Annotated in this window: 18 protein-coding genes; 7 read left to right on the forward strand and 11 right to left on the reverse strand. The window is 59.2% G+C overall.

The features are described from left to right. Positions 1–39 precede the first annotated feature (39 nt). Positions 40–669 (forward strand): class I SAM-dependent methyltransferase, encoded by a 630-nt coding sequence (locus tag ACR0K9_RS00490; protein WP_480819896.1) that lies wholly within the window; start codon positions 40–42, stop codon positions 667–669. Here ACR0K9_RS00490 and ACR0K9_RS00495 read toward each other — a convergent pair. The 7 genes from ACR0K9_RS00495 to ACR0K9_RS00525 all read right to left on the reverse strand — a co-directional run bounded on the left by ACR0K9_RS00495 (position 666) and on the right by ACR0K9_RS00525 (position 6,700). Further along, positions 666–1,040 carry a DUF2237 family protein gene (locus tag ACR0K9_RS00495; RefSeq protein WP_480533911.1) on the reverse strand — a complete coding sequence of 125 codons (375 nt, stop codon included), beginning with the start codon at positions 1,038–1,040 and terminating at the stop codon, positions 666–668. The two genes, ACR0K9_RS00490 and ACR0K9_RS00495, sit on opposite strands and share 4 nt — an antisense overlap. A 9-nt stretch (positions 1,041–1,049) precedes the next feature. Then, positions 1,050–2,213, reverse strand: coding sequence for a serine hydrolase domain-containing protein (locus ACR0K9_RS00500; RefSeq protein ID WP_480819898.1), 1,164 nt, complete (start codon positions 2,211–2,213; stop codon positions 1,050–1,052). Positions 2,214–2,286: 73 nt separating this feature from the next. Further along, entirely contained in the window at positions 2,287–2,970 is a 684-nt protein-coding gene (gene pth / locus ACR0K9_RS00505; protein WP_480819900.1) for an aminoacyl-tRNA hydrolase, read from the reverse strand. A gap of 130 nt (positions 2,971–3,100) precedes the next feature. Beyond that, complete coding sequence (locus ACR0K9_RS00510; RefSeq protein ID WP_480819902.1) at positions 3,101–3,754, reverse strand: 50S ribosomal protein L25/general stress protein Ctc; 654 nt, start codon at positions 3,752–3,754, stop codon at positions 3,101–3,103. A 256-nt stretch (positions 3,755–4,010) separates the two neighbouring features. Further along, positions 4,011–5,177, reverse strand: coding sequence for an alpha-hydroxy acid oxidase (locus tag ACR0K9_RS00515; RefSeq protein WP_480533903.1), 1,167 nt, complete (start codon positions 5,175–5,177; stop codon positions 4,011–4,013). 176 nt (positions 5,178–5,353) lie between these two features. Next, the gene (trpA, locus tag ACR0K9_RS00520) at positions 5,354–6,145 is read right to left on the reverse strand and encodes a tryptophan synthase subunit alpha (protein WP_480819904.1); all 792 of its coding nucleotides are present in this window, start codon (positions 6,143–6,145) and stop codon (positions 5,354–5,356) included. 69 nt (positions 6,146–6,214) lie between these two features. Continuing rightward, the gene (locus tag ACR0K9_RS00525; protein WP_480819906.1) at positions 6,215–6,700 is read right to left on the reverse strand and encodes an acyloxyacyl hydrolase; all 486 of its coding nucleotides are present in this window, start codon (positions 6,698–6,700) and stop codon (positions 6,215–6,217) included. A gap of 202 nt (positions 6,701–6,902) precedes the next feature. On the opposite strand from ACR0K9_RS00525, the gene ychF reads away from it, so the two are divergent. After that, entirely contained in the window at positions 6,903–8,000 is a 1,098-nt protein-coding gene (gene ychF, locus ACR0K9_RS00530) for a redox-regulated ATPase YchF (protein WP_480819908.1), read from the forward strand. Between the two features lie 99 nt (positions 8,001–8,099). On the opposite strand, the gene ACR0K9_RS00535 is transcribed toward ychF, so the two are convergent. After that, positions 8,100–8,537, reverse strand: a complete 438-nt coding sequence (locus ACR0K9_RS00535) for a DMT family transporter (RefSeq protein WP_480456786.1) — start codon at positions 8,535–8,537, stop codon at positions 8,100–8,102. A gap of 156 nt (positions 8,538–8,693) precedes the next feature. Between ACR0K9_RS00535 and ACR0K9_RS00540 the strand changes: the two genes are divergently transcribed. From ACR0K9_RS00540 to ACR0K9_RS00555, 4 genes are all read left to right on the forward strand, one after another. Continuing rightward, positions 8,694–9,575, forward strand: coding sequence for a LysR family transcriptional regulator (locus ACR0K9_RS00540; RefSeq protein WP_480819910.1), 882 nt, complete (start codon positions 8,694–8,696; stop codon positions 9,573–9,575). An 85-nt stretch (positions 9,576–9,660) separates the two neighbouring features. Then, positions 9,661–11,364 carry an NAD(P)H-dependent oxidoreductase subunit E gene (locus ACR0K9_RS00545; RefSeq protein ID WP_480819912.1) on the forward strand — a complete coding sequence of 568 codons (1,704 nt, stop codon included), beginning with the start codon at positions 9,661–9,663 and terminating at the stop codon, positions 11,362–11,364. 13 nt (positions 11,365–11,377) lie between these two features. After that, positions 11,378–14,164: a formate dehydrogenase subunit alpha gene (gene fdhF, locus ACR0K9_RS00550; RefSeq protein ID WP_480819914.1), complete on the forward strand. Its 2,787-nt coding sequence runs from the start codon at positions 11,378–11,380 to the stop codon at positions 14,162–14,164. A 313-nt stretch (positions 14,165–14,477) separates the two neighbouring features. Then, complete coding sequence (locus ACR0K9_RS00555) at positions 14,478–15,356, forward strand: LytTR family DNA-binding domain-containing protein (RefSeq protein ID WP_480819916.1); 879 nt, start codon at positions 14,478–14,480, stop codon at positions 15,354–15,356. A 479-nt stretch (positions 15,357–15,835) separates the two neighbouring features. On the opposite strand, the gene ACR0K9_RS00560 is transcribed toward ACR0K9_RS00555, so the two are convergent. The 3 genes from ACR0K9_RS00560 to ACR0K9_RS00570 form a co-directional block, all read right to left on the reverse strand. Next, positions 15,836–19,918, reverse strand: a complete 4,083-nt coding sequence (locus ACR0K9_RS00560) for a translocation/assembly module TamB domain-containing protein (protein WP_480819918.1) — start codon at positions 19,916–19,918, stop codon at positions 15,836–15,838. After that, positions 19,918–21,723, reverse strand: a complete 1,806-nt coding sequence (locus tag ACR0K9_RS00565) for an autotransporter assembly complex protein TamA (protein ID WP_480819920.1) — start codon at positions 21,721–21,723, stop codon at positions 19,918–19,920. Before ACR0K9_RS00565 ends, ACR0K9_RS00560 begins: the two co-directional genes overlap by 1 nt. Positions 21,724–21,857: 134 nt before the next feature. Continuing rightward, positions 21,858–23,081: a urate hydroxylase PuuD gene (locus ACR0K9_RS00570; protein WP_480819922.1), complete on the reverse strand. Its 1,224-nt coding sequence runs from the start codon at positions 23,079–23,081 to the stop codon at positions 21,858–21,860. 95 nt (positions 23,082–23,176) lie between these two features. Here ACR0K9_RS00570 and ACR0K9_RS00575 point away from each other — a divergent pair, with 95 nt between their 5' ends. Beyond that, the gene (locus ACR0K9_RS00575; protein ID WP_480819924.1) at positions 23,177–24,097 is read left to right on the forward strand and encodes a LysR family transcriptional regulator; all 921 of its coding nucleotides are present in this window, start codon (positions 23,177–23,179) and stop codon (positions 24,095–24,097) included. The last annotated feature ends 187 nt before the right edge of the window (positions 24,098–24,284 follow it).

Raw genomic sequence — 24,284 nt, forward strand, 5'->3', positions numbered from 1 at the left:
GGTCTATGCGGCCCGTTTGATTTGTGTCAGGTTGCGCCCATGCGTAACCCGACACATTCGGTCAAGCCCGATCGGCTCGACCAGAAGTACGACGCCGCTGCGCCCGGATGGGCTGATAAGATGCGGTTGCTTGGGTATTTCGACGCTTACCTTGGCTTCCTTTCGACTGAACCTGCGTGTTATGGGCATAATGCTCTGGACGTTGGCTGTGGGTCAGGTGCCTTTGCCGAGGCGCGGGCAGTGGTTCAGGCAGACGGTTCGGTCACGTTGCTGGAACCGTCAGAGAAAATGCTGCATCAAGCCAAAACTGCTTTGGCCGGACGTGGTATAGCTGCAGCGACAGAGAAATCTCGGCTGGAAGATTTCAACACAACGCACCCCTTTGATTGCATCCTGGCAGCACATGTATTGGAGCATTGCCCTTCTCCGGTCGAAGCCCTGCGCCGGATGCGTGATCTGGCCGCCAAAGGCGCGTCATTGTGGCTGGTCGTGAGCAAACCGCACTGGTGCAATGCAATCATCTGGTTTCAGTGGCGGCATCGAACTTATCGGCCAGAGGATGTCGCGGACATGCTGGCGTGTTCGGGCTGGGAATTGTTGGCCGAACACAGCTTTCCCACAGGGCCACCATCGCGCACGTCCCGAGGGTATCGCGCAAGAGCGATTTAGCCTTCGACCCGTTTGGCTTTCAAAACTTTCAGCGGGACGATGTCCAAAGCACTTTGGTGTGTTGCCTCAAGATGCACCATCGGGGCGCAGCCTTCGTCGTAAGCCTGAAGAAAACGGCCCGCACAAAGACACCAACTGTCTCCGGGTTTGAGGCCGGGGAAATCGAATTCGGGCCTCGGCGTGCTGAGGTCATTGCCGACATATTTGGAATAGGCCAGAAACTCGGCCGTCATCACTGCGCAGACCGTATGGCTGCCCTGATCCTCGGGGCATGTGTTACAGGCGCCGTCACGAAAGAACCCGGTCAACGGGTTGCGAGAGCAAGGGGCCAGAACGCCACCCAGAACGTTGATACTGTCTTGTTTCTGCATAAGGCCACCTTACAGGCTTTGCGCAATCTTGCGGAACATTTCGACATTCAGCGCGCTGACGCCATCATCCCGAAAGTTGCGGTCGGCACCGGTTGTAACGATCAACACGCCGCGCGGCTGGTCGAAATAGAGATACTGGCCATAAAAGCCACGCGCCATGAACTCGCCCTCATGCGCGCCAGCGGGTATCCACCACTGATAGCCGTACCCGATCTTGCCGGGCTTGGTCGGGGCGCTTGGCCAGGTAGAGTCCCGTATCCACTGCGCCGGCACCACCTGCTGCCCGTCACGTTCACCATTCTGTAAAATCAACTGCCCGAATCGGGCGAAATCCCGGGTGGTGAAATTCAACCCGCCCAACACAAACGCCACGCCCGCCCCGTCGGTGATGTAATAGCCATCCCGTTCCAACCCCAAAGGCTGGATGATTTTCTCACTCAGCAGGTCCGCCATACTGCGCCCGGTTGCGCCCCGGACAACCATGCCGATGACATGGGTATCAATCGAGACATATTTCCAGGTCTCGCCCGGTGGCGCGAAGCTGTCCTGCAATGAGGCGGCGAAGTCATCCAACTCACCCCCCAGCGCCACAACGCGGCCCATCCGGTTGATGTCTGAATTGTAATCCAGATAGTCTTCGTCGAAGGTGACGCCGCTGGTCATGTTCAACACGTTGCGGAGCGTCGCGGTTTCATAGGCACTGCCCTTCAGTTCGGGCGCATATTGCACAACCGGATCATCCAGCGAGTTGATCGCACCCTCGTCCATCAGGATACCAAACAGGGCCGACAAATAGCTTTTTGCAACCGACCACGCGATTCTGCGGTCCTCGGGACCGGTACCCAGGTAGTACTCCTCGAACCGGATCGCACCATCCTGCATCACCAGCAGAGAGGTCACGGCGCGGTCCTCAATCCACTGATCCGCGCCTTCGGGCAGGTCAAAGCCGGGACCGTAGGGCAGGTCCCAGGTCGGGCCGTTGCCACGCGGCAAATCGACGGTCAGGAAGGCCTCGTTCATGTTTGAGAAGTTGTGGACGATCCTGTTTTCCGAAAACAGCGTGTTGACCGCCATCAGGCGTTGAATTTCCTCACGTTTCCAGATCCCGACAACGACCGCAGCCAGGATCAGGGCGAGGACGATACGCAGCAGCCATTTCAGCACAGTTCTCATACGATGCCTCCTGTTGATCTCCGCATTGGACATTGGCCATTTGCGTCACGCAATCGCAACGTCGCGGCACGCCTTATCTGAACTTGTCCAGAAGCTTCTGCATCGGTGAACGTTCATCCGGGGCCGACTCGGTTTTGGCCTCAGGCTTTGGGGTCGGGTCTGCCTTGGCCGGGGTCTTCGACGACCGTGGTGGAGCCGTTCTCAGCGCCACCGCGTTCATGAATTTGCCGCCTTCGTCTGCCGCCAGATGGCTTGCACCGTCCGAGACACCTCGCAGAACGTCCTCAAGCCATTCTGCGTCAGCCTTGGCAAAATCGCTCAGCACATAGGGTGAGACCATTTCTTTCCGGCCCGGATGCCCGATCCCCAGGCGAACGCGGTCATAGGCAGGGCTGATATGTTCATGGATCGAGCGCAGCCCGTTGTGGCCTGCGTGGCCACCCCCGGCTTTTACGCGAACCTTGCCCGGGGCCAGGTCAAGCTCATCATGAAATACGGTCACATCCGTTGAGTCGAGCTTGTAAAAGCGCATCGCTTCGCCCACCGACTGGCCTGAGCGGTTCATGAAGGTCTGCGGCTTCAGCAACAGCACTTTCTCGGATCCGAGGCGACCTTCGGACAGTTCGGCCTGAAACTTGGACTTCCAGGGGCCAAATCCATGGTCCATGGCAATCTGATCGAGTGCCATAAAGCCGATATTGTGCCGGTTGCGGGCATATTTCTGTCCCGGATTGCCCAGGCCGACAAACAGTTTCATGGCTTTGTCCTCAACTGCCCTACCTGATGCGGTGATGACACGAATTGACGCCGGGTTTCCAGCCCAACCTGCACACAAAAAAACGGGGCTCTGACAGAGCCCCGTTTCAGCATCCGGATGTAACCCGGACTTATTCTTCGGCGTCGTCCTGACCAACGACTTCAACTTCATCGGCAGCCACTTCTTCGCCTTCCTCGTCGTCGCTGGACGACAGGCCGGTCGGTGCCGAGATGTTCGCGATCACGAAGTCACGATCGATGGTCGGCTTGGTGCCTGCGGGCAGATCAACCGACGAAATGGTGACCACGTCGTTGATGTTCAGACCGGTCAGATCAACGGTGATCTTCTCAGGAATGTCACCCGCGGTGCAGACCAGCTCGACTTCGGGGCGGACAACGGTCAGAACGCCGCCTTTCTTGATGCCGGGGGCTGCTTCTTCGTTCACGAACTCAACAGGAATGAACAGGTTGATTTTCGTGGTGCGGCGCAGGCGCATCAGGTCCAGGTGGGTCGGCAGGTCTTTGACGACGTCACGCTGAACGTCACGGCAGATGACGCGGACGTCTTCGTGGCCTTCGACTTGCAGGTTGAACAGAGTCGACTTGAAGCGACCCGCTTTCAGCATCTTGAACAGTTTGTTGAACGGGATGTTGATCGGCAGCGGCTCTTTGTCGCCACCAAATACAATGCCCGGAACCATGCCGTCGCGGCGTGCCTGACGAGCGGCGCCCTTGCCTGTCCCCGTCCGTTCCAGAGCTACGAGATCAGGAATCTCTCCAGCCATGATAAATTCTCCAAAGTTAGGGCGGGCATCCTCCAAGGCTGTATGCCCGCGTGAAGCCGCGTCCTTAGCTTGATTCACCCAGTTTGGAAAGGGCTTTTTGAGGGAACTGGATTTTTGCGAGGCTCTGCCCCGCGCTCCGGGATATATGTGGCCAGATGAAGGCCGGATCCCTTGCTTCATCTGGCTAAAAATATCTCGGGGAAGTCGCCCGAAGGGCGGCGGGGGCAGCGCCCTCAACCTGGCGTCTGGCTGATGTTCAGGTCTGCCAGCGGCCGCCAAAATCCTCGGGGATCAGCAGATTGTGACGCCCCAGATCAGACACGTTGCGTTCTCCGCAGAGTGCCATCGTTGTATCAAGCTCTTTCTGGATCACTTCCAGCGCCGCGGTCACGCCTTTCTGGCCCATCGCGCCCAGACCATAGACAAAGGCGCGGCCAATGAAGGTGCCCTTGGCCCCGAGCGCCAGCGCTTTCAACACGTCTTGTCCGGATCGAATGCCGCTGTCCAGATGGACCTCAACGTCACCACCAACCGCGTCCATGATCTCGGGCAGGACCCGGATCGAGCTCAGCGCGCCGTCCAACTGTCGCCCGCCGTGATTCGAGACCACGATTGCATCGGCGCCCAGTTTTGCTGCCATTTTTGCGTCTTCGGCATCCAGGATACCTTTGAGGATCACTTTGCCGCCCCATTGCTCCATCAGCTTTTCGACCTTGCCCCAGTCCAGGCTTGGATCGAATTGCTCGGCCGTCCAGGTGCCCAGTGATCTGGTGTCAGTGATACTGTCGACATGACCTACAATATTACCGAACTCCCGCCGCTTGGCGCCGAGCATTTCAATACCCCAGGCCCACTTGGTCATGAGGTTGGCGATTGTCTTGGGGGTCAGCTTTGGCGGGGCCGACAGGCCGTTCTTCAGGTCCTTGTGCCGCTGGCCCAGAATTTGCAGATCAAGCGTGATCACCAGAGCCGAGCATTTCGCATCTTTCGCCCGCTGGATGAGCCGACCGACATAGTCCTGATCCTTCATTGTATAAAGCTGGAACCAGAACGGTGCGGTGGTGTTTTCAGCGACATCCTCAATCGAATTGATCGACATGGTGGACAGTGTGAAGGGCACGCCAAATGCTTCGGCGGCTTTGGCTGCCTTGATCTCACCATCGGCGTGCTGCATTCCCGTCAGACCCACCGGAGCCAGCGCAACGGGCATCGAGACGTCCTGTCCGATCATCTGCGAAGCGGTCGAGCGCCCGGTCATATCCACCGCTACCCGTTGCCGCAGCCGAATGTCTTCGAAATCCGAGCTGTTTTCGCGGAAGGTCTGCTCGGTCCAACTGCCGCTTTCAGCATAGTCATAGAACATGCGGGGGACGCGACGTTCGTAGATACGTTTGAGATCTTCGATATTCGTAATCACGGGCATGAAATCTGGCCTTTGCAGGATTGGTTAAGTTTCTTTACCAATTTTTGCTGCCCCGTGCAACATGGCTTGGATGCGGTTGGTTGCCGCGCTGTTGGCCACGGTCAAAGACAAAAAAGCCCCAGCAGACATGATGTCCGCTGGGGCCTGAGAAACATTCTTTTATTTCAAAGAGATGATTAGACCGAATGCGCGCCGTCGGCCAGAGATTTGACGAATTCCAGTACCTCAGTCACCGATTTCCCGGCTGCGATCTGGCTGACAATGGCGGATCCGACCACCGCGCCATCGGCGACGCTGGCAATCGCGCGCGACTTTTCGGGCGTGTTGATGCCAAATCCCACGATAACCGGCAGATCGGTCCCGGCCTTGATCCGCGAAACCTCGGGCGCGACATCGGTCGCCTCGGCCTCGGCAGCGCCGGTGATACCGGTGATCGAGACGTAGTAGACGAAGCCCGACGTGTTCTGCAGAACGCGCGGCAGGCGGTTATCGTCGGTGGTTGGTGTCGCCAACCGAATGAAGTTCAGACCCGCGGCCTGCGCCGGCAGGCACAGTTCTTCATCTTCCTCGGGCGGCAGGTCGACCACAATCAGCCCGTCTATACCCGCTGCTTTGGCGTCTTCCAAAAAGGCATCGACGCCACGGCTGTAAATCGGGTTGTAGTAGCCCATCAGGACGATCGGGGTGGTGTCATCGGTTTCACGAAACGCCCGCGCCAGATCCAGCGTGCGTTGCAGCGTCATACCACCATCCAGCGCGCGTTGACCCGCCGCCTGAATGGTCGGGCCATCTGCCATCGGATCGGTGAAGGGCAGGCCTAGCTCGATCACGTCAACTCCGGCGCCGGGCAGGCCCTTGACCACCTCAAGTGAGGTTTCATAGTCGGGATCGCCCGCCATGATATAAGAGACAAAGGCCTTCTTCCCTTGGGCTTTCAAAGCGGCGAATTTGGCGTCGATACGGGTCATCAGATGTCCTTGCACACGAAATCTCGACCTGATGTGCAGAAACTTTACCCGAAAATCAATCCCGCTTGATCAGAACGCGTAGTGATATCGAAGAAAGACCGAGTTCACGCCCGGATTGTCGTCCTGTGTGCTGGCGTTCGAGATATGCGTGATCGCCACCGATACCTTGTTGCCGCTGTCCAGCGTGTATCCAAGCCCAAGAAGACTGCGGATCTGAAAGCTGCCGCCCAGATCGTTCTCGGTGTTGGACTCGTTGAAATATCCCGGCATGACGCTGCCTTCGACAAACCAGCGATCTCCAAGCGTATAAAGCCCGACCAGACCGGCGCCCAGATGGGTGTCGCCATCGGTGTCGACCGTCAGCGCGGCCCCCAGGGTTGCACTGAAACGGGTCGCTTCGTGAAACGGGCGGTGCTGGTATTCCAGAGAGAAGACCGCCTGATCATCGGCACCACCCGCCGAGTAATCCGCGTAACCTGCGCCAAAAATAACCGATTGTGCCTGTGCTGCACCTGTGGCGGCCAGCGTAAAGGCCAAAACAAGAAGGGGTTTCATTTTTACTACTATGTCCGTCGTTTATTCATGTATTAATTACTGATGATTGTAGGTGCCCGTTTTCAATGCGCGCAAGAACACAATCCATTCCCGTTTTTGTGATGTGGCAGAATGGACTCGGCCCGACAAACCAGTGCTGTGACTTGCGCATTGGCCCAGACCTGCCTAGAAGCGGCGCGCAACCGCTATGCAGGAGGCCGCAATGGGCTTTAAAATGGGAATCGTGGGTCTGCCGAATGTTGGCAAGTCGACCCTGTTCAATGCGCTGACCAAGACCGCCGCGGCGCAGGCGGCGAATTTCCCGTTTTGCACCATCGAGCCCAATGTGGGAGACGTGGCCGTTCCTGACGACCGGCTGGACAAGCTGGCGGCGATTGCGTCGTCGAAACAGGTCATCCCGACCCGGATGACCTTTGTCGATATTGCGGGTCTGGTGAAGGGCGCTTCCAAGGGTGAAGGGTTGGGTAACCAGTTTCTGGCCAATATCCGCGAAACCGACGCGATTGCCCATGTGCTGCGCTGTTTCGAAGATGGCGACGTGACCCATGTGGATGGGCGCGTCGATCCGGTGGCCGATGCCGAAACCATCGAGACCGAACTGATGCTTGCCGATCTGGAAAGCATCGAAAAGCGCCGCGCCAATCTGGTGCGCAAGCTGAAAGGCAATGACAAAGAGGCGCAGCAGCAGGAGCGCCTGCTGGCCGAAGCGCAGGCCATGCTGGAAAACGGCAAACCCGCTCGTCTGGTCGAAGTGTCCGACGAAGACGCCAAGGCATGGAAGATGCTGCAACTGCTGACCACCAAGCCGGTGCTTTACGTCTGCAACGTGTCCGAGGAAGAAGCCGCCGAGGGCAATGAATACTCGGCCCGCGTGGCTGATATGGCCGCCGCGCAGGGCAATTCACACGTCATCATCAGCGCCAAGATCGAGGAAGAGATCAGCCTGCTGGAAGACGAAGAAGCGAAGATGTTCCTTGAGGAGATGGGTCTGGAAGAACCCGGCCTCGACCGTCTGATCCGCGCCGGATACGACCTGTTGAAACTGGAAACCTATTTCACCGTCGGTCCGAAAGAGGCCCGCGCCTGGACCATCCGCACCGGCACCGCCGCACCACAGGCGGCTGGCGTGATCCACGGCGATTTCGAGAAAGGCTTCATCCGCGCCGAGACCATCGCCTATGATGACTATATCGCCGCCAATGGGGAACAGGGCGCGAAAGAAGCGGGCAAGATGCGAGCCGAAGGTAAAGGCTACATCGTTAAGGACGGCGATGTGATGCATTTCTTGTTCAACACTTAAGGGCGGTTTTGGAGTGGTATCACCAAGAGGAAGGAATCTTAGACAGATCTTTCGCCGATGCCCTTCAAACACTCATATCGTTGTCGCCAAAATTGCGAATTAGCGAAGCAATAGATAGGCCCCAACCATAAGCATGGCCACTGCGCCAATTCGCTGAAAATCAATCGACCGAACGTCGGCTTCAAATAGACCAAAATGATCGATGACCATGCCAACTGCAAGCTGGCCGACGACGACGAGAGTTATCGCTGATGTGGCGCCCAGCTTCGGTATGGTTTGACTGAGGGTCAGATAGAGTATTAGGCCCAATACGCCGCTTCCCAACATATACCAAGGCAGATGCCGCCATTCACTAATGTTTTCACCGCCGCGAAATATCAACAGTGCTAGCGAAGCGATTGCTCCTCCCAAGTGAACGATGAGGCTGCCTGCGGCACCACCGATACGGCCCCCCATTGAGCCGGCTATTTGTGCTTGAAGACCGACGGCAATGCCGCCGACGAGCCCGATGAAAATGACGAGTAAAGTTTCAAACATGAAGACCTCATTCAAATGCCTTTGGGCGATGCTATAGAGCTTTGCTGAGAGGGGCGAGCCCGATTAATAGTTCCTGTGCGAGCGCCGTAAATTCTGTTCTCTATTGAGGAAACCGCATATGTGTGGGGTTCAACATGCCGTCCAGGAAAGGGTTAAATGATCGAAATCCGCGACCTGCAACTGCTGAGCGCATTGGCGCGGCATCGTCATTTCGCCAAAGCGGCTGAGGAGTGCGGCATTTCCCAGCCTGCGTTCTCAATGCGCATCCGTAATCTCGAGGATCGATTGGGTGTCTCTATTGTCCGGCGCGCCAATCGGTTTCAGGGCCTGACCGAAGAGGGCGAGATGATCGTCCAGCGGGCGCGGCGTATTCTCGACGATACCAAGGCGCTGGAGCAGCAAGTGCTGGCGGCCAAGGGTGAGATCACTGGGACGCTGATCCTCGGCGTCATTCCAACCGCCATCGCTTTCACCGGACGGCTGACCAAACGATTACGGCAGGCGCATCCGCGCATTGTCACGCGGATCGAGACCATGTCGGCCACCGCCATCCAGCATCGGTTGGATGAGGGCAGTCTGGACGCCGGCGTGACCTATGGTGACAGCATCGGCACCGATTTCCGGCAGGTGCAGCCGCTGTACGAGGAAACCTATGTACTGCTGGTGCCGTCGCACATGACCGAGCAGTCCGGACCGATCCCATGGGCGCAGGTGGCCGAGTTCCCGCTCAGCCTGCTTGAGCCGCAGATGCAGAACCGGCGCATTCTGGATCGGGTGTTTGCCGAACAGGGGCTGCATCCCGATATCGTTGCTGAAACCAGCGGCTTTACCGCCTCGATGGTGATGGCGCGCGAGGGTCTTGCAGCCACAGTCGTGCCGCGCGTTCTGGTGCGGGCACTGGGCGAGTTGAAGGGGACAAAGGTGCTGCCGCTGGTCGATCCTGTTGTCAGTAAACCGATTTGCCTGGCGACCCTGACGCGCGACCCGGAATTGCCAACGGTTGAGGCGCTGCGGGCGGTGGTGACGTCTTTGCGGTGATAAGGTGTCGTTATCGTGCGATTGCCAAAAGCGATTTGACGATATGTTACTCTGATGAGACACGGAGCCTGAATCGGAGGGCATCATGGCACCATTAGATACCAAGCCATCGGGCGCACCCAAGGGCGTCTGGAAGTCAGGTAAAGGCAAGGGGCGGCACACGCCCAAGGGCCGTCAGTTCACGGATGAGGCGCAGGCCGAGATTCATCGCCTGCTGGGCGACCTTCCACGCCGCCGCGATCTGCTGATCGAATTCCTGCATTTGATTCAGGACGCACACGGCCATATCAGCGCCGACCATATCGCCGCGCTGGCGGTTGAGATGCGGATCGGGCAGGCTGAGATTTACGAAACCGCGACCTTCTACGCCCATTTCGATGTGGTGAAAGAGGGCGAGACGCCTCCTCCGGCGTTGACGATCCGCGTGTGTGATTCCCTGTCCTGCGAGATGGCCGGTGCCCAGCAGTTGCAAAAAGCGCTTGAGGACGGGCTGGACGCCTCGCAGGTCCGCGTTCTGCGCGCGCCCTGCATGGGCCGTTGCGATACGGCTCCGGTGCTTGAGATCGGTCACAATCACATCGACCACGCCACCCCTGAAAAGGTAGAGGCCGCGATTGCCGCCGATGACACCCATGCGCATCTGCCTGACTACGAAGCCTTTGCCGCCTATGAGGCGAACGGTGGTTACGCCAAGCTGAAAGAGCTGCGAGACAACGGCGATTGGGAGCAGGTGCAGGAAGACATTTTGTCCTCGGGCCTGCGCGGTCTGGGCGGCGCTGGCTTCCCGTCCGGCAAGAAATGGGGCTTTGTTCGTATGAACGAAGGTCCGCGCTATCTGGCCGTGAACGGGGATGAAGGCGAGCCCGGCACGTTCAAGGACCGTTACTATCTGGAGCGCACGCCGCATGTCTTCCTTGAGGGTATGCTGATCGCCGCCTGGGCGGTCGAGGCGGAAACCTGCTTTATCTACATGCGCGACGAATATCCGGCCGTGCTGGAAATCCTGCGCCGTGAGATTGCAGCGTTGGAGCAGGCAGGGATCGTCGAAGAAGGCTACATCGACCTGCGCCGGGGTGCCGGTGCCTATATCTGCGGCGAAGAATCCGCGATGATTGAGTCGATCGAGGGCAAAAAGGGCCTGCCGCGTCACCGTCCTCCGTTCGTGGCGCAGGTTGGGGTCTTTAACCGCCCGACCTTGGTGCACAATGTCGAGACGCTTTATTGGGTCACCAAAGTTTGTCGCGAAGGGCCCGAGTGCCTCAACAGCACTGAAAAGAATGGTCGCAAGGGTCTGCGCAGCTATTCGGTCTCGGGCCGGGTTGCAAAGCCGGGTGTCTACCTGCTGCCTGCGGGTTCAACCATTCTGGATGTGATTGAGGCCGCCGGTGGCATGGCCGAGGGCCAGAGCTTCAAGGCGTATCAACCCGGTGGTCCTTCGTCGGGTCTGTTGCCCGCGTCGATGGACGATATCCCGCTGGACTTTGACACTTTGCAACCGCATGGCACCTTCATCGGCTCCGCTGCTGTGGTGGTTCTGTCCGATCAGGACACCGCCCGTGATGCCGCGCTGAACATGCTGCGGTTTTTCGAAGACGAAAGCTGCGGCCAGTGTACGCCCTGCCGTGCAGGCTGCGAAAAGGCGGTGAAGCTGATGCAGGCCGACAAATGGGATCAGGACCTGCTGGAGGATTTGTGCCAGGTCATGGGCGATGCGTCCATCTGCGGTCTGGGGCAGGCGGCCCCGAACCCGATCCGTCTGGTCATGAAACATTTCGCTGACGAAATCTGAGGGAGACAGAGCCATGCTTGATGCAAGCCCAAACAAGACCGTCACCTTCAACCTGAACGGCGAAGACGTCACCGTGCCCGAAGGCTGGACCATCTGGGAAGCCGCCAAGGGGCAGGGGTTCACCATTCCGCACCTGTGCCACAAGCCGCAGCCGGGTTATCGCCCTGACGGCAACTGCCGCGCCTGTATGGTCGAGGTGGAAGGCGAGCGCACGCTGGTCGCTTCGTGTATCCGCCCTGCGGCGGACGGGATGGTCGTCAAGACCGACAGCGACAGGGCCGAGAAATCGCGCGCCATGGTGATGGAGCTGCTGGTCGCGGATCAGCCCGAGGAAGCACACGACACCTCCAGCCACTTCTGGGACATGGCCAAGCTGAACGATGTCAGTGACAGCCGGTTCCCGGCGAAAGAGGCCGAGAAAATCCCGCTGCTGGATGACAGCCACGTTGCGATGCGTGTCAATCTGGACGCCTGCATCAACTGCAACCTCTGCGTCCGCGCCTGCCGCGAAGTGCAGGTGAATGACGTAATCGGCATGGCTGGTCGCGGGCATACTGCGCAGGTGGTGTTCGACCAGAACGATCCGATGGGTGCATCGACCTGCGTGGCCTGTGGTGAATGCGTGCAGGCTTGCCCGACCGGCGCCCTGATGCCTGCCACGGTGCTTGATGACCAGCAAAAGGGCGACAGCAAGGACTATGACAGCGAAACCGAAAGCGTCTGCCCGTTCTGCGGTGTGGGCTGCAAGGTCTCGCTGAAGGTCAAGGACGGCAAGGTCAAATATATCGAGGGCATCAACGGCCCAGCCAACGAAGGCCGCCTGTGCGTCAAAGGCCGGTTCGGGTTCGACTACATTCACCACCCGCACCGCTTGACCAAGCCGCTGATCCGGCGTGAGGACGCGCCTGAAAAGGGGCTGAACGTCGATCCGGGCAATCTGGATACCCATTTCCGCGAAGCGACCTGGGAAGAGGCGATGGATCTGGCCGCCGCCAAGCTGAAGACCCTGCGCGACGAAGACCCGCGTTCGGTTGCCGGCTTTGGCTCGGCCAAATGCACCAACGAAGAAGCGTACCTGTTCCAGAAGTTCATCCGACAGGGCTTCCGCCACAACAACGTCGACCATTGCACCCGTTTGTGCCACGCGTCATCTGTTGCGGCTCTGATCGAAAACGTTGGCTCCGGCGCGGTGACCGCGACCTTCAACGAGATCGAAAACGCCGATGTTGCGATCATCATCGGCTCGAACCCGATCGAGAACCATCCGGTTGCGGCAACATACTTCAAGCAGTTCACCAAACGTGGCGGCAAGCTGATCGTGATGGATCCACGCGGCGTCGGCATGCGCAAGTTCGCGGATGAAATGCTGCAATTCCGCCCGGGTGCCGATGTCTCGATGCTGAACGCGATCATGAACGTGATCGTCGAGGAAGAGCTGTATGACAGTCAGTACATTCACCGCTGGACCGAGAACTGGGAGGCCGAGAAAGAGCATCTGCGCCAGTTCACGCCCGAGGCGATGTCGCCGATCTGTGGCATCGAACCGGATCAGCTGCGCCGCGTCGCACGCACATTTGCGCAGGCCAAGGCCGGTCTGATCTTCTGGGGGATGGGCGTCAGCCAGCATATCCACGGCACCGATAATTCGCGCTGCCTGATCTCGCTGGCGCTGATGACCGGCAATGTCGGCAAACCCGGCGCGGGTCTGCACCCGCTGCGGGGGCAGAACAACGTGCAGGGTGCGTCGGACGCGGGCCTGATCCCGATGTTCCTGCCGGACTACCAGTCCGTCATGGACGATGGCATTCGCGCCAAGTTCAACAGCGTCTGGAACGACGAACAGGACTTCTCGAACGAGAAGGGCCTGACTGTGACCGAGATCATCGACCAAGCGTATCAGGGCAACATCAAGGGCATGTATATCATGGGTGAAAACCCGGCCATGTCTGACCCCGATGTGAACCACGCCCGCGACGCACTAGCCAAGCTGGACCTGATGATCGTGCAGGATATTTTCCTGACCGAGACGGCGAACTATGCCGACATCATCCTGCCTGCCTCGGCGCTATATGAAAAGAACGGCACCGTGTCGAACACCAACCGTCAGGTGCAGCGGGTGCGTCCCGCCGTGACCCCTCCGGGTGAGGCGCGCGAGGATTGGACGATCACAGTCGAACTGGCGCAGCGGATAGGGCTGAACTGGGATTACACGGATGTGTCTCAGGTCTTTGCCGAGATGAAGTTGACGATGAACTCGCTCAACAACATCACGTGGGAGCGTCTGGAGACCGAGACCATCACCTATCCGTCGCTGTCCGAGACAGACCCGGGTCAGGCGATCGTGTTCGGCGATGGTTTCCCGCGTGCGGACGGCAAGGCCCGGTTCACCCCGGCCAGTGTCATCCCGCCGGATGAGGCCCCGGATGACGAATACCCGATGATCGCCACAACGGGCCGTCAGCTGGAGCATTGGCATACCGGGTCGATGACCCGCCGGTCCAACGTTCTGGATGCGGTTGAACCCGAGGCGAACTGCTCGATGAACCCGCGCACCTTGAAGTTGATGGGCATTGAGCCGGGTGAGATGATCCGTCTCACCACGCGTCGTGGCTCGATTGAGATCATGGTTCGCGCCGACCGTGCGATTGCCGAGGATATGGTGTTCATTCCATTTGCCTATGTTGAGGCCGCGGCCAACATCCTGACCAACTCGGCCATCGACCCCTATGGCAAGATCCCCGAGTTCAAATTCTCGGCGATCCGCGTCGAAAAAATTCAGGACGCTGTCGCGGCGGAATAAGGCCACTCACGAGTTGAAAGAGCGATCCTTACCGGGGTCGCTCTTTTGTATTTCCGTGACGTCATCCTGACATCTTTGGCATCCCACTGGTTCTTGCAAAAAATAAACCACATTATGTTGCATAATGTAGCAGCATAACTGGTGCAGACGGCATGTAATCAACCGTATATTGTGGATTCCCGAACAGGTGAATCGCTGATCTGCACCAGTGGCTGAACCGCCACGCGCGGGGCAGGCGGCCATTGGCACGATAGGATGATCAGGCGGTGGCCCTGCGGGGCCTCCTGAGAGCAGTGGAAGACAAAGGGGTTGTATGGCACTCAAAGACACGTATCAGCACTTGATGCGCACGGAATATACGCTGTTCGTATTACCGCAGGTCTCGGTTGCCGTGACTCCGCTGGAATTGATGAGCTTTTTCCTGTCCAGAAACTTCTTCCTGTTTCTGGCGCCGTTGATGCTGATGCTTACTGGCGCGACGCCGTCCTTGTTTGCCATGCCGTCAGATGGGCTGGGGCGCGCCGTCTACTGGCTGTTCTGCATCATCGGCTACCTCGGTGCGGCGTCGTTGATGGTGCTGTGCCAGGCCTCCATGTGCCGTTCTTTCGGGATCAAACGGTTTTTCGCACCGATCACCTGTTTGCCCATCGCTTATGCGGCCACGGCTTTTGCTGACACTGCGGCGACGGCATTCTTCAACGTCTTCACCTCGTTGCATTTCCTCTACATGCCCTTTTTTCTGCCGCAATACCTGCTGATTGTCGGGGTGGAGGTGATTGTCTTCGCCTGGGTTCTGCCGCCCTTTCTGGCCCGTTCCAGAGACAAGCCCGTCGTTCAGGATGAGGCTGAGGAGATACCCGCCGCCTCTGGCCTCGTTACAGCCAATGGGCAGACGTTTCTGGTGAAGGACATCTTGTACATTCAAGCCAGCCAGCATTATGTCACGCTCCGTGTGGGCGAGAAGGAGGTTCTGGTCCGCTCGACCTTCAAGGGCATCCTGTCGCAACTGCCCGAAGGCAGTGGCCTTCAGGTGCACCGGTCTTTCTGGGTGTCCGGCAATGGCGTGGACGTTGCCAGCAGCCTGAACGCGCCCGGCTATGTGGTCCTTGAATGCGGCACCAAAATCGCCGTTGCCCGCAGCCGACAATACGAAGTGCGCGCCTGGTTGACGGATCTGGCGGCTGCCGCCTAGGTCTGCTCACGGTCAACAAACTTCTCGCTTTCGCATAGACAACCGGCGACCCAGACCGCGCGATTGTCGCCAAAGTATTTACCCCTCCGCGAAGCCAAGCACGGAAAACTCGGATCGCAGAGGGGTAACCAAGCAAATGTCTTCGTACTTAAAAAAGACGTATCGTCAGGCCTTCAGTTTCCCCCGTTTGGAACATCACCCACTCGACACAAGGTTGCACTCTTAACTCAGTCACTCTTTAACTCACCGCAAACAACCGCGGCACTGACCTTGTTCTGCCCCACACAATCCGGACCAGCAACAGCGATGGAACGAACCGTCGAAAATACACCATGAACGGTGCGTGCAATTCGTGAGTCACGAATGGTTGTCCATTCTATTTCACGAATTTCAGGTGCAACATATTGTTTTATATAATGTATTTTTGGGGTCAACAGGCAATTGACCCAACCGTGCCGCACAAATGATCGTTGATGAAATCAGTAGTCGCGCTCGAAAAACACGCCCAGACCGGTCTCGCCCCGCCCGTCAACCGTGCCCCTGACGGTGAAACTGTCGGTGACATCCAGGTTCAGATTGACCTCGGTGTCGCCCTCGGTGTTGACGGTGAAGTCGGTATAGAGGTTGTCGCTGAGATAGGCACCCGCGCCAAGGCGACCGGCACCGCCTTCGCTGGCGCCGATATCGATCGTATCCACGCCGGTGGCCTCGCGAACGCCTTTCGTGGCATCTCCGCCTGCGCCGCTGAGTTGCGCCAGAGACGCCGCCATCTGCGCGATCACGAACGGCGAAAGTTCAGAGAACCGGTTTCCGAACAGCAGCATCGCCAGCGCCTCTTCGGTGGGGCGTTCCGGGTCCGAAAACACATCGATCTCAGGTGAATCCAGCGGACCTGCGATCTCGATGGTCGCTGTGCCGTCCGAGGTGCTGGTCGAGGATTCGAACTCGATATAGGGCGTCAGGTCGCCCTGCAGCGTGACTATTCCTTTGGTCAGCGCCAGACGGCGGCCCAGAATATCGAAATTGCCGCGGATCAGTTCGATCTGGCCCGAGGGGACCAGCGCGGTTGTGGTGCCGCCGATCTGGATGCGACCGCCCAGTTCCGCATTGACACCACGGCCCCGCACAAAGACCGCCTTGGGGGCCAGCAGACCTATATCCAGCGCGATCCGAGAATTGCTTTTTGCGCCTTCATCGCTTTTCACCAGATTGGCCCGCTCGCGGGTGAGGAAGCCGGCAGAGCTTTCGTTCACATGCTCGATCGCCGGGATCGGCGCCGCTCCGACCGCGCCCGAGGCAGCGGCAAGGTTGATATTGGTTTCACCGAAATTGATCTGCCCTGCAATTGAGCTGTTGCCCGCCAGAGCGCCTTTCATCGCGATCTGGCCGTTCAAAATGGTCTCGTAAAGCAGTCTGTCAGTGAGAACCAGATTGTTGAGTGCGGTGGTGATCTGCGCATTGAACGGTGGCGTCAGGTCGACAGGGCCTTTGACCGTAAAGCCCCCCCCTGCACGCACGCCGCCCTGCAGGTCAATTGTCGCACGACTTTGCGCAAGCGTGACCGAGCCGCCGATACCGGTGATTGTCTGACCCACGTCCGGCAGCGCCATCGACGTGCCCGAGGTTGTGATCGTCCCGCTGAGCGCGCCGAGCGTTGGCGCGCCTTTCAGGGCCAGGTCGAACCGGGCCGTGCCCTGCATGCTGTTGGGCGAGATAAAGGCATTGGCGATGCCGATATTGACGCCGCCGTTCATTTTCAGATCGGCGGTGCCGCTGGTCTCATCAAACGTGCCTGCGACGGTGCTGTTGATTTGCGCCGGACCCTCGGCCTTGGCATTGATCGTCCATTTACCCGCATCACGCTGTGCCGTGCCCGTGGCGGAGACGGTGCCGGGGAAATCGGGGGCGAAACGTTCGATCCGGTTAAGGCGGGCGTCGAAATCCAGATCGGCCGCGCCATTGGTATCAACGGTACCCGACAGGCTGGCGTAAGAGCTTTCGGGACCCAGCAGCCGCGCTGTTCCTTCCAGCCCCGAGGTGGTCGGGGCCACATTCCCCTCAAGGCGCAGCGGGCCGGATAGAGTAGGCGAGAGCCGGTTCATATCGTCCAGCGCCGCAGCAAAACTCAGTCCGCCAGCATCGCGATCCAACTGACCCGAAGCCTTGGCGGTCAGCGCCGTTCCGTTCAGGTGGAAGGTGCGGATGTTCAGCCCCTGATCGTCATTCACCGCATCCACGTTCAGCGTGGTGCGTCCCTGAACAAGGCCGTCAACCAGATCTATTCCGGTGGCGATATCGTCGGCTGTGACAGTGCCCTTCACATCAAAGGTTCTGGAGCCTTCCGCACCCTTTCCGGTGACGTCGGCATTGACTGAACCCGCCAATTCTCGACCAACGAGACCTGAAAACAGCGACAGATCAGGCACCTTCACCTTGGCTGACCCGTCTACGGCGAGGGTTCCCGTCGGGTCGTCAATCGTAGCAGCAACCTGCGCAGTCATGGCCTTGCCGTTCACCCTGGCGTCGCGGATGACGATCTGTTCGCCCGTACGTGCGCCATCAAAGCTGATCGTGGTGCGACCGGTCAGCAGCGGATCGATATCGCTCATCCCCGTCTGGATGTTGGTGCCGATCACACTGGCCTGACCATCGAATTCCAGCGTCTGTACAGTGCCTTTGCCATCCAGCCGTGCCTGAACCGCACCGGCCAGCTCGCGCTTGGCGAGGCCTGAGAAGACCGAAAGATCGGTGGCGTTCAGGCTGGCCTGACCGTCGATGGATATATTGCCATCCGGAGTGGTGATCGTTCCGCCGGCCTGCGCGGTCACGGCCTCGCTGGTGATCGAGAAGTCACGGATGGTAACGCCTTCAGACCCGCGTTTGGCATCCAGCGTGATCTCGGTTTCGCCCTTGATCACCGGATCGATATCGTCACGCCCGGTCGACAGGTCGCGCCCACTGACAACCACCTTGCCGTCAAAGCTGCGCTCAAGAGGTGAACCATTGCCCTGCACCCGGATCGAAGCCTCGCCGCCCAGCTGCAGTTGCGCCAGATCGGAAAAGCGTGACAAATCGCTGGCCTGCAAAGTTGCCTCGCCGTCTACCTGCAACCCGGTCGCCAGTCCGCTGATCACCGCATCCGCGCCGAGGGTATAGTCGCTGCCGACCAGTTCGAACCCCGAAAGCTGCAGCGACTGATCGCTGCCATAATCAAACTGACCGTCCAGCGTGATCTGATCGCCCACGGCATTGTTCAGCGCCGGGTCGGTCAGGTCGATCCCGTCCAGAACGGCCTGCAGATCGCCCTGAACCGCCAGCCCATCGGTCTGATCCAGCGTGCCCTGGCCAGTGATCCAGGCATCTTTCAGTTTCAGATTGGGCGTCGATACGGCGTCCGCTGTCAGGCTCAGGTCCCAAAGATTGCCATTCTCTGCGTTGAACAAGGCCGAGATTTGCGCGGCCCCGATCGACGTATCTCCGCCGCTGATCGGCAATACGACACTGTCGCCTTCGGGGGGCGTGATCCGGCCTTGCAGCGCGGCCAGTTTCAGCGTGCCGCCCGGACCAAGGTTCAACTGGCTTTCCAGCGCCAAAGCCTCGGAGGTGATTTCGATATTCGGAATATCCAGCGCGCCGTCCGGATGGGTGCGCCCGTCCACGAACAGCTTGGTGTCGGTGCCAAAGAACGTGTCCATCTCGTCGGCCAGAAACGGAGTCAGATCGCCACCCAGATCGGCGGTAAAAGCGATGCCATCTGCCGCCGTACCGCCTTCTTCTGCGCTGCGTAGCCGAACTTGCCCGGTAACACGCACCTGCTGATCACTGCTGAGGCCGATATCCGCAGTGAAGTCACTGACGGGACCTGTCCCTTTGGCAGTCAGTTCAATGGGTGGTGTATCAGGTACGCCCAAGGCGGTTGCGATCAACCCGCCCGAGGCCTCGGCAACGGTCAGGTCCAGATCGATCTGGCGGCTTGAGTTGTCGAACCCCGCCGTCAGGTCGATGGTGTCACCCGCGCGGTCAAGCCGGTCGATATCCAGCGTCGTATCCAGCGTGCCATCGGCCAGCGAGAGGTTGCCGTTCACTTGCAAATCAGCGGCGACGCCGATCAGCGGTTCGCCCAGCGACAGGTCATCAACACGCAGCTCTCCGATCTCGATTGCAACTGGCAATTCGGGCAGCTGGAACGGTTGTGTTTCGGCAGAGGGTGGCGGCGCGTCTTTGGTTGTGGTTCCGGGCGCCCGCGCGACCTCGATTTCCTGCGCCGTCAGCGCGTTGACCGAGAATCGGCCGCGCAGCAATGCCAGCCTGTTCCAATCGAGCTCGGCACCTTTGATGGTCAGCCAAACGCCTTCGTCATCGGCGACAGTTATCTCCTGAATCGTGGCGCGAGAACTCAGCGCGCCTTCCAGCCCGATCACACGGACATTCTGATCGTCGCCCGACAGGGTATCCTGCAGGAAACGCTCGATCATGCTGCCGCCCTCGTCCTGAGCGGCCACAGGAAAAGGCGCGGTGATTGCCACCGAGCTCAGCAGCAGAGGATATGTCACACGACGCATCAAAAGGCCTGTCCGATCCCAAGATAGAACTGCAAACCTGCACCGGTATCGCCCTGAACCGGCACCGCAAGGTCAAGACGCAGGGGGCCAAAGCCACCCAGATCATAGCGGACGCCGATCCCGGCGCCAGAGTGCTCTTGCGACCCGTTACCAACGAAGGATGAGGTGTCGACAACGCCATAGTCATAAAACCCGACCAGTGAGATCGCGTCCGTGACCCTCCCGCGAACTTCGGCCGACAGCCCGAGGAAAGATTTGCCACCCGCAACCTCGTTTCCGATGGGAATGCCAAGGCTTTCAAACGGCTGCCCGCGCACCGTGCCTGCACCGCCCGAGAAGAACAGGAAATCCGGGGTCACGCTGTCCGCTGACGGTCCAAGAACCGAACCCAACTGCACGCGCCCGGCCAGAACCAGACGCCCGTTTGTTCCAAGATCATTATAGGCGCGCCCGTCGAAGAACAGGCGCAGTCCGGATTCGGTCTCGGAGAAACCGGCGAACGGCATCACCTGCGAATCCAGATAATAGCCGCGTGTGGCGCTGACTTTGCTGTCGCGCTCATCCCATTCCGACCGGAAGGGGAGGATGAAATACCGGAACTTGCGGCCATCGCCATAGGCGTCATCCGCATCCGACCATTGAAAACCGGCCGAAGCCTCGGCATAGAGCCGGTCCGAGAATGTGCGCCGCGCACCATAGGCCACAGAGGCGACCGAGACATTGTAGTTCTCGGTATTGCGCCGTTCGAGCAAAGCGCTCCAGAAGGTGTTGTCATCAGGTCCCAGACGGTCGGGCTGATCCAGGCGCAGGCCAATTCGTCCGTCGATATCCTCGGCCCCGCCGATATTGCGGATTGCGGCCTCGAACCGCAAACGCTCGGCCCGGCGAAAGACGTTGCGGTGGGTCCAGGTCGCGGTCACATCGACCCCATCGCGCGAGGCGATCTCGGCCCCGAAGGTCAGGCGACGCGGCGGCAGGTCCTCGAACGTGGCGTCAAAGTCCAGGGTGCCATCAGGGTTTGGCGTATCATGTTCCTTCAGCGAGACCACGCTGAACGTGCCCGTCCGCCGCAAACGGGTTCCCACCTTCTGCACCTGCTGGGGCGAATAAACCTCACCCGACGGGAAGCCGGCGATCTTTTCGATCGACCTGTGCCGGACATTGGTGTCGCCCTGGATGATCATCTTGCCGAAGGTCAACCGCGGCCCGGGTGCCAGATCAATCGTTGCATCCAGCCGGGCCTGCGCGTGCCGGGCAATCACCTTCTGATCCGCAACTTCGGCCTTGGCATGGCCCGCATCGCGCCAGCCTTGCACGCCCGCTGACGTCGCCTGCTGAATTGCGCCGGTGGTGGCCAGTTTGCCGGTTGCAAACTCTTCGGGCAGCACGGTGTCAGGAGCCACGGGCTGCACGACCGCGGTGCCAAACCTGAACTTCGGCCCGGTCTGCACCGACACCACCGCGCGGCCAAATTGTGCGGGAACGTTCAGCGAGTTGATATTGGCCGCTTCCTGCCCGTCCAGCTTGATGCTGACCACGGGGCTGAAATACCCTTCATCATACATGATCTGCACGATGGTGCGGTAATCCGATAAAGCCGCCGAGAGGATTTCGAGCGAGGTATCCAGACCTCGCGTATCCGCGTTGAAGACCGAGGAGGTCTCTTCCAGCCGGTCAACGATGTCTTTTGAGGCCCCCGGTGCGGTCAGGGTGGTTTCAAGCGCAACGGCAAGAGTGGGGGTCAGGGCCGCAAGTGTGCCAAAAAGCCAGCTTCTCAGAACGCCGCGCGGTCCGCTCCCTGTCATTCTTTGGCTCCAACTGCCCCAAGTCGAAATCGCTATGGCCGCAAAATACGTTACTGCGGCTTGTTAATTACCTGTTAGAGCATCTGAAGGCGCTGAGGGGAAGGACTAAACGCCGGATCTGCGGGAATAGTGGGTTACAGATTAGCGTTGCGGAACCAGCGGATGATCGCAGCGCGGTCTTCCGGTTCCATAAAGGTCACGTTTGCCGGGGGCATCGCATGGGTCACGCCCGATTGCAGATAAATCTGCTGCGCGTTGCGGGCGATGTCGGCTTCGGTCTCCAGCAACACACCTTTGGGGGCCCAAAGGATACCCTCCCAAACCGGCTCGCGCGCGTGGCACATGGAACAGCGGCCCAGCACGATGTCATGAGCATCCTCGAACCCGTCCGCGGCCGCGAATTTCTGCTCGTAAGGGGTCAGCTCTGCGGCCTCAGCCTCTTCCAGCGGTTGGTTCATCGCAGCGGTCGACAGCCACATGATGGCAAGGAACAGCAGCGCGGTGACGGCCCAAGTCCATGTCGGGTTGCCCGCGCGGGCGTGCCGAGTGTTGAAGTAATGCCGGATGGTGACGCCCATCAGGAAGACCAGCGCGGCGATGATCCAATTGTATTCGGTCGCGAAAGCCAGCGGATAGTGGTTCGACAGCATCAGGAACACGACCGGCAGTGTCAGATAGTTATTGTGGGTCGACCGCAGCTTGGCGATCTTGCCGTATTTCGGATCGGGTGTGCGCCCGTTCTTAAGGTCGTCCACCACAATACGCTGGTTCGGCATGATGATGAAGAATACGTTCGCGGTCATGATCGTGGCCGTGAACGCGCCCAGATGCAGCATCATCGCGCGGCCCGTGAAGATCTGATTGTACCCCCAGCCCATGACCACCAGCAGCACGAACAGCAATACCATCAGCAATGTGGGGCGTTCGCCGAGGCCAGATTTGCACAGAAAATCATAGATCAGCCAGCCAACAGTCAGCGAGGCAGCAGAGATCAATATCCCCTGCCATAATGCCAGATCGGCTTTTTGCGCATCGATCAGATACAGCTCTCCGCCTACCCAATAGACGATCATCAACAGCGCGGCACCGCTGAGCCAGGTGGCATAGCTTTCCCATTTGAACCAGGTCAGATGCTCGGGCATCCGTTCGGGTGCCACCAGATATTTCTGGATGTGATAGAAGCCGCCGCCATGCACCTGCCATTCCTCGCCATCCGCCGGACCGGGGATATTACGGTTCAGGCCAAGGTCCAGCGCGATGAAATAAAACGAGGATCCGATCCAGGCGATGGCGGTGATTACGTGCAGCCAGCGCACGGCAAAGGCCATCCAGTCCCAGAACACGGCGAAGTCGTACATGAAGCTCTCTCCGATAGATTGCCGCCACACTAGGCAAACGGGCTTTTCTTCGGTATTCCCGTATATTGTCAAACTGTATCAAAAAAAACGATAAGATGTCCTATCTCGACAATATCCGCACCTTCGTCAGGGTTTACGATCTGGGCAGCATGTCTGCTGCCGGGCGCGATTTGCGAATTTCTCCGGCGGTGACCTCGGCGCGGATTTCGCAGCTTGAGGATCATTTGGGTGTGCGTTTGTTCCAGCGCACCACACGCAACCTGTCCCCGACCGAACAGGGCAAGGCGTTTTATCCCGGTGCGGTCGCTGTGCTGGATGCGGTGGATGAGGCCGAGGCACAGGTCACGCATCTGACCGAGGCACCGCGCGGATCGCTGTTCGTCGCCGCTCCTTTAGGAGTAGGGCGACGATTGTTGGCCCCCTACGTGCCTGATTTTCTGTCGGAATACCCCGAGATCGATGTGCGGTTGCGATTGACGGACCGATCCGTCGATCTGACCACCGAGGGGCTGGATCTGGCGTTCTTCATTGGGCAGCCCGAAGACAGCACCCTGCGCATCCGCAAGATCGCCGATTGCGACCGGGTGCTCTGCGCTGCGCCCGACTACATCTCGCGCAGGGGTATGCCCGCGGCTGGCGCGGACTTGATTGCAGACAAACACGAGTGCCTGAATCTGCGATTTCCGGGCGCGACCGAGTTTCAATGGATGCTGGAAACGCCCGACGGTCCAAAAAGATTCGCAGTCTCCGGTCGCTTTGAATGCGATGACGGAGACGTTCTGACCGATTGGGCATTGTCCGGACAGGGCATCGCGATGAAGCCGGTGTTCGAGGTGGCGGATCATCTGAAGGCGGGCCGTCTGGTTCCGGTTGCAACAGACACACCACCTGTGTCTGTCCAGATGGCCTGTCTTTACACGCATCGGCGTCATCAAGACCCCAAGGCGCGCCTGTTCATGGATTTCATGATCCAACGGATCGGAAAAATGGTCCGAGGCGCGGATATCTCAACCTAGAAAGGCTCCCGCCCCCGTTTGTGCCGTACGGGCACCGCACGGCGTTGGGCCGGGCGCCGCGGTAAAGCCGCGGCGCGGTTGCGCCATTGGTCAATGCACCGCCGGAGAGTTCATGTCAGACCGCGCCGGGCCCGCAGGGCACGGCGCCCGGCCCAACGGGAGGTGGCCCTTGCAAGGGCCTCCGACG

It is taken from the genome of Ruegeria sp. L12, assembly GCF_056531745.1.